Annotated in this window: 1 protein-coding gene; it reads left to right on the top strand. The window is 56.2% G+C overall.

The genetic code is table 11. The features are described from left to right. The coding region (locus GTP44_RS27045; RefSeq protein ID WP_161021816.1) for a transposase at positions 1–242 on the top strand (242 nt) is incomplete at both ends.

Here is a 242-nt window from a genome sequence, read left to right as displayed (position 1 = left end):
TTCGGCTACAAGCTGTCGGTGAACGCGGACAAGCGCTGCAAGCTCATCCGAAAAATCAAGATCAGCACCGCCAGCGAACACGACACCCTGCACTTCGAAGACGTACTGGACCCGGCCAATACCAGCCGGGATGTCTATGCCGATAAAGGCTATGTCAACTACAAGCGCGAAGAGCGCCTGACCGGCCAAGGCTACCGCATGCACATCCAGCGCAAAGGCAGCAAGGACAAGCCAATTTCTGA

Source organism: Duganella lactea, from assembly GCF_009857505.1.
GTDB lineage: Bacteria > Pseudomonadota > Gammaproteobacteria > Burkholderiales > Burkholderiaceae_D > Rugamonas > Rugamonas lactea.
The sequence above is the reverse complement of the archived record's forward strand: the minus strand, read 5'-3'. Positions and strand labels throughout refer to the sequence as shown.